At 62.2% G+C, this 2,814-nt stretch carries 2 protein-coding genes and 2 pseudogenes; all 4 read right to left on the bottom strand.

Features of this window, described 5'->3' with window-relative positions; translation table 11 throughout:
• A complete protein-coding gene (locus GHK62_RS18930; protein ID WP_153440672.1) occupies positions 1-1,122 on the bottom strand; it encodes an IS630 family transposase in 1,122 nt (373 codons plus the stop codon).
• 87 nt (positions 1,123-1,209) lie between these two features.
• Entirely contained in the window at positions 1,210-1,581 is a 372-nt protein-coding gene (locus GHK62_RS18920; protein WP_337732953.1) for a transposase, read from the bottom strand.
• A 250-nt stretch (positions 1,582-1,831) separates the two neighbouring features.
• A pseudogene (locus GHK62_RS18915) lies at positions 1,832-2,397 on the bottom strand (transposase); the annotation flags it as partial.
• 79 nt (positions 2,398-2,476) lie between these two features.
• A pseudogene (locus GHK62_RS18910) lies at positions 2,477-2,749 on the bottom strand (IS5 family transposase); the annotation flags it as partial.
• Between the last annotated feature and the right edge of the window lie 65 nt (positions 2,750-2,814).

The raw sequence follows: 2,814 nt of genomic DNA, 5'->3' as shown, positions 1-2,814 counted from the left end.
CTAGTGTCCTGATTCAGAAGTTTCTGCCGATTTGTTTTGCACATCGGCGATTTGCAGGGTTGCCAGGCAAAAGCGTTTGATGGTGGCGAGGATGTCGTCTGCCGATTTGGTCCATCGGAACGGTTTGGGATCGGTGTTGACGGCGTCGATATAGGCGGTGATTGCCGCCTCCAATTCAGCGGTGGAGCGGTGCACGCCGCGCCGGATTTGCTTTTCGGTCAGGTTGGCAAAGAAGCGCTCGACCTGGTTGAGCCATGACGCCGCCGTCGGGGTGAAATGAATGTGCCAGCGGGGCCGCTTGAGAAAGAAGCTGCGGATGGCGCTGGTCTTGTGGGTGGCGTAGTTGTCCATGACGATGTGGATGTCGAGGTCTGGCGGCACGTTGGCTTCGATTTCGCGCAGGAATCTCAGGAATTCCTGCGCGCGGTGACGCTTGAAGCAGCGACCGATGATCTTGCCGGTGGCAGCGTCGAGCGCGGCGAAGAGCGAAAGTGTTCCATGCCGGGTGTAGTCGTGGCTGCGCCGCTCGATCTGGCCGGGCCGCATCGGCAACACCGGCTGGCTGCGATCGAGTGCCTGGATCTGGCTCTTCTCATCGACGCAGAGCACCAGCGCCCGCTCGGGCGGATTGAGATAAAGGCCGACAATGTCGCGCACCTTCTCGACGAACAGCGCATCCGAAGACAGCTTGAAACTCTCGGCGCGATGCGGTTGCAGACCGAAGGCCGTCCAGATGCGATGGATCGTCGAGGGCGCATGTCCGACCGCCCGTGCCATCGAACGCAGGCTCCAGTGGGTGGCGTCCGGCGGTGTCGTCTCCAGCGTCAACCGGATCGTCTCGGCGATCTCTTCGTCGCCGATCTGGCGCGGCGCGCCGGGACGCGGCTCGTCGTAAAGCCCATCGAGCCGCAGCTCGGCGAAGCGCCGTCGCCATTTGGCCACCGTGTTCGGCATCGTGCCAAGCCGCGCGGCAATCTCCTTGTTCTCAACGCCGTCCGCGGCCATCAGCACGATCTGGGCCCGCCGCGCCAGGCCCTGCGCCGTGCCGCGGCGGCGAACCAATGCCTCCAGCTCACCGCGCTCCTCACCCGTCAAGACAATCGCAACCGCCGCTTTGCCCATCGATCATCCCCTTCTCAAACAAGGAAAATGATCGCACAAATTTATCGATCAGGACACTAGGATGAATCGACATTCGCCTGAGCCAGATCATTGCGGCGGCGAGTGAGGCAAAGCCGTTAAAGTGGATCGTCCGCCGATCATAGCGGGTGGAGAAGCGGCGAAAGTGTTTGAGGCGGTTGAAGCAGCGCTCGATACGGTTGCGGTGCGATATGCTTCGGCGTCATGCGGGATGATGACCTTGCGCGAGCGGTTTGAGGGGATGACGGCCTCGGCCTTCATGCCGGCGATCGTGTCGCGCAGGGCGTTGCTGTCATAGGCTTTGTCGGCGAGGGCGGCGGCGCCGGACCGCCCCTCCAGCAAGGCTTCTGCCTGGGTGACGTCGCCGATCTGGCCGGCGGTGACGATCAGGCGCGACGGACGTCCGAGGGCGTCGGCCAGCATGTGGATCTTGGTGGTCAGTCCACCTCGGGAACGCCCCAGCGCCTGATCTTGGCCCCCTCATATGATGAGTTGAAGGTCAAGAGGGTCGTGGCACCATTTTGCAGGCCTTTCTGTCGTCGACGGTATCCAGCTGCGCCCATTCCAAGTCCTGGAGGCCATGCCTCACCTGTACCACCTCATATTCGGTCGCCGCTTAAGACGGCTGCACCATAATCCCGCATTCGGGGGTGGGCTCGGGAGAACGGGACCATTCTTTTAGGCGGCGATAGAAGCCATGGACGCCAACGCTGAAGAGCAGTCCTTTGATCCGGTTGACGTGTCTTTTGCGCTCCTCGATCAGCGCTTTGCGCTCTCGCCCGATCCTGCGACGATCCTCATCGTCAACCGCCGGGACTCGGACCATCGAACAAACCCGCGGTTCGCTCCGCATCCACGCCATCAGCGTGCGAACCAACGTCTCTCCGTCGATGCGGTCGATCTTCGCCCGGCGGTGCCGGCGCGACACCGCAATCGAGGCCGCATCCACGACGTGGCTCGTGATCCAGTCTTCCGCCTCAAGCGCGCGGTGGACCCAGAAACCATCGAGCCCCGCTTCCTGGATGACAATCACGGGATAGAGGCTGCCCTCGCGCGCCGCTGCCTTCTCGCCAAGAGGTTCAAGCATGCCACCAAGGCAGGCAAGTCACCGCCGGCTACCGAATGACGCGACATCTTCTCGCTGCCAGGCGATAGCGACGTCACTAGCCAGATCGACTTCGACAGTTCCAATGAAACGAAAACTGCGCCAAGATCAACCCGGATAGCGGCAGGTGGCGAAGCTGGTTCTGCTGTCATGGCAAGTCCCTTCAGAGTGGTTGGTAGCAAACCGACTCTGATCTCTCACAGGCCGCTGTCCACCGCTCATCATGGAATCTTTTCCGCTCGCCGCCTGTTGATGGGCGCGCACGATGGTGCTGTCGAGCATCAGATATTGGTTGTCGTGGTCGGCGGTCAGTTCTGCGAACACCCGCTCCCACACGCCGGCATGGCACCAACGGCTGAAACGGCGATGCACGGTCTTCCACTTGCCATAACGTTCTGGCAGGTCGCGCCAGTGTGCCCCGGAGCGCAACACCCACAAACAGCCGTTGACGAACAGCCGGTTATCGCCGCCCGTCCGGCCAGGGTCACCAGCCTTGCCCGGCAACTACGCCGCTATCCGCGCCCACTGCCCCTCGCTCAGTTCGTATCGCTTGATCCCCATCTCCCCGC

This window comes from Sinorhizobium terangae (genome assembly GCF_009601505.1).
Lineage (GTDB): Bacteria > Pseudomonadota > Alphaproteobacteria > Rhizobiales > Rhizobiaceae > Sinorhizobium > Sinorhizobium terangae.
Note: the sequence above shows the minus strand (reverse complement) of the source record. Positions and strands in the feature narration are given on the sequence as shown.

Excerpts from the sequence above, each read along its gene's own strand:
- GHK62_RS18930 (WP_153440672.1), bottom strand. The coding sequence starts at position 1,122 with ATGGGCAAAGCGGCGGTTGCGATTGTCTTGACGGGTGAGGAGCGCGGT.